The sequence below is a fragment of the Bradyrhizobium sp. Leo170 genome, assembly GCF_004296405.1.
Taxonomy (GTDB): Bacteria; Pseudomonadota; Alphaproteobacteria; order Rhizobiales; family Xanthobacteraceae; genus Bradyrhizobium.
On record NZ_PSRR01000560.1, the window covers coordinates 1 to 3,093 of the forward strand.

Annotated in this window: 3 protein-coding genes; all 3 read right to left on the reverse strand. The window is 65.8% G+C overall.

All coding sequences use genetic code 11. The annotated features are described in order from the left end of the window. Positions 1-141 precede the first annotated feature (141 nt). Positions 142-1,407, reverse strand: a complete 1,266-nt coding sequence (locus CWO89_RS42365) for a CpaE/TadZ family protein (RefSeq protein WP_130584144.1) — start codon at positions 1,405-1,407, stop codon at positions 142-144. After that, positions 1,404-2,153, reverse strand: a complete 750-nt coding sequence (locus CWO89_RS42370; RefSeq protein ID WP_130584145.1) for a CpaD family pilus assembly protein — start codon at positions 2,151-2,153, stop codon at positions 1,404-1,406. Before CWO89_RS42370 ends, CWO89_RS42365 begins: the two co-directional genes overlap by 4 nt. Positions 2,154-2,162: 9 nt before the next feature. Beyond that, on the reverse strand, positions 2,163-3,093 hold a 931-nt coding region (locus CWO89_RS42375; RefSeq protein WP_130584146.1), incomplete at its 5' end, for a type II and III secretion system protein family protein.

Consider the following 3,093-nt stretch of genomic DNA (forward strand, 5'->3'; position numbering starts at 1 on the left):
CGAAGGCATGGTCGGAGGAGCCATCTCGCGCGCCGGCGCGGCTGCGGCCGAAGGTTCCGGCGCGTGAACGGCGGGCCTCAGTGCCCGCACTTCACTGTCATTTGCGCTACGCTTGCCAAACACGACTCTACTCCAGACCGGCTATTTCGCCCGCAGCTTCTCCAGCAAGGGCGACAGGAACGACCCTTTGGTTTTCTTGGTCTCGCCGCGGCCGGTCAGCCGCTGCGCGATCTGCAGGAACATCTCGATGGTGCGATGATTGGCGGAGATCTCCGCGATCATCTGGCCGTTATTGGCGGCCGAGCCGAAGATCTGCGGATCGAACGGAATCGTCGCGATCGGCTCGGCCTCGATTGCCTTGGCGAATTCGGCGGCGTTGATCTCGGGGCGCTTCGGCACGCCGACCTGGTTGAGGCAATAGATCGGCGCGCGGTCGTTCGGCCGCGAGGCCTTCAAGAGGTCGACCAGGTTCTTGGTGTTGCGCAGGTTGGCAAGGTCGGGGACTGCGACCACCAGGATGTCGTCGGCGGCGATCAGCGCCCGCTTGGTCCAGCCCGACCATTGGTGCGGGACGTCGAGCACGGTGCAGGGCATGGTCGTACGAAGCGTGTCGAAGATCGCATCGAACGCCTCGGCGCCGAAATCGTAGACGCGGTCGAGCGTGGCCGGCGCCGCGAGCAGGCTCAAGTGATCGGTGCATTTCGACAGCAGCCGGTCGATGAAGGCGGTGTCGACACGGTCGGGCGAGAACACGGCCTCGGCGATCCCCTGCGGCGGATCCTGGTTGTAGTCGAGGCCGGCCGTGCCGAAGGCGAGATCGAGATCGGCGACGACGGAATCCAGCGCCAGGTCGCGCGCGATCGCCCAGGCGACGTTGTGCGCCACGGTGGACGCGCCGACACCACCCTTGGCGCCGACCACGGCAAGGATGCGCCCGACCGCCTTGGCCTCGGGCGCCGAGAACAGGTTGCAGACCGAGCGCACCACGTCGATGGTGACAACAGGCGCGATCATGTAGTCGCTGACGCCGCGGCGCACCAACTCGCGATAGAGCGCGACATCGTTGAGGCGGCCGATCACGATCACGCGCGTGCCGGCGTCGCAGACCGCGGCGAGTTGGTCGAGACCGGCGAGGATGTCGCTATTGGTCCCGGTTTCCAGGATGATGACGTTTGGCGTCGGCGCCGAGCGATAGGCCTCGATGGCGGCGGCCATGCCGCCCATCTGGATCTTCAGATGCGCCTTGGCGAGCCTGCGGTCCTCGCCGGCTGACTGCACCGCGGCGGCGGTCTCCACCGTATCGCAGAACGCCTGCACCGACACCCGCGGCGCCGGGGCAATATGCTCCTCCACCTGCGACGGGACGTCAGGCTGGGCGTCGGAGTTCTGGCGCGCGTAACTGATCATTTGCCGAGATTGCTCAGTTTGGCCGCGTCGGCCTCGGGATAGGTCGTCGTTGTCGCCACGCCCTTGCGGTACTTTTCGAAGGCCACGTCACGCCGCTCGGTGTAAGGCGGCGTTTCCGCGCGCGGTTGCACCAGATCGCTCGGATTGTCGACCATCGAGGCGAGGTTGCGCTGGCTGGCGCAGCCGAAATTGTAATAGGGCTTGTTGTCGAAATAGCTCTTGTTGTTGATCGACGGCCCGAGGTCCTCCGGCCAGGTGCCGCATGGGCCGGCCACCGCCGAGATCCGCGCATAGTTGATACGGATCGCCGCGAAATGGCGCGGATCCTCGGGACGATACTGGCGCACGGCGACCGCGCGCGGCGGCACGCCGGCGGCGGCGAATGTCGCCTGGATCTCGCGCAGGGAATCGGCGGCGGCGCGCGCATTCCGCGTTCCGAGCGGCGTGTCGATGCTGATCGCGCCGGTGCCTTCGCGCAGCCAGGTCTGCGCCAGTCCCATCACGTCGGCGCGCTGTTCAGCGGTAAGGCCGCCGCGGCCGCTGCCGACGAACACCACGATGGAGCGGTCGGTTTCCTGGACTGCGATCGGATGGCGCAGGCGATAATCGTCGGGAAAGCTCGCCAGCGGCGAATCTTCCGTGTGCCGACAGGCGCCGAGCGCCACCGCAATGCCGATCAGTGCCCCGAGGCGAGCGAGGGTGCGGTTGCGATCGGCGGATCGTTTGGATGTCAGCTTGGGTGTCATCGTCCCGCCTCAGTCGGTAATGAAGCCGTAAGTGCCACGGTAATTTCGCCCCGGCTCGGTGCGGCCCGGTACGCCATAGATGCGATTGATGCTGCCGAGGAAGTCGGCTTGCGGGTCGGATGCATTGGCAAAACCATCGTCCGGCCGCGACAGGTCCTTCTGCGCCACCGCGCGCACCACATAGGGGGTCACCAGCACCATCAGCTCGGTCTGGTTGTTGACGAAGTCGCGGCTGCGGAACAGCGTGCCGAGGACTGGCAGTTGGGCAAGGCCCGGAAAGCCGTTGATCGCCTGCTTGGTCTGCTCCTGGATCAGGCCGGCCATCGCCATTGCGCCGCCGGAGGGGATTTCCAGGGTCGTTTCGGCGCGGCGGGTCTTGATCGAGGGAATGGTCAGCGAGTTCACCTGTCCGGCGCTGACCGCCTGCGCGATCGTGATCGAATTGTCGTTCGACAGCTCGGACACTTCGGTCATCACCCGCAGGCTGATGCGGCCTTCGGTCAGCACGATCGGCGTGAAGTTCAGCGAGATGCCGAATTTCTTGAACTGGATCTGCGTCGTACAGACATGGGTTGTGGGGTCGCAGGAGTAGCCCGCTGGAATTGGGAATTCGCCGCCCGCGATGAAGGTTGCGGATTCGCCGGAAATGGCGGTCAGATTCGGCTCGGCCAGCGTCCGCACCACGCCCGCGCTTTCCATTGCGCGCAGCGTTGCCGAAACCGAGGGGGTGGCACCGAACGAGGCGGTGGCCGTGTTAGAGCCGACCAGCGGACGGCCATAGGCGGTGAAGGGATTGGCGTTGCTGAAATTCACCACCGCCGTGCCGTAGTTCAGGTTGGCGGTGAGATCGATGCCGAGCTGCTTGATGATGGAGCGCGCGACCTCGGCGACGGTGACCTTGAGCATCACCTGGTCGCGGCCGCGGACCACGATCGAGTTG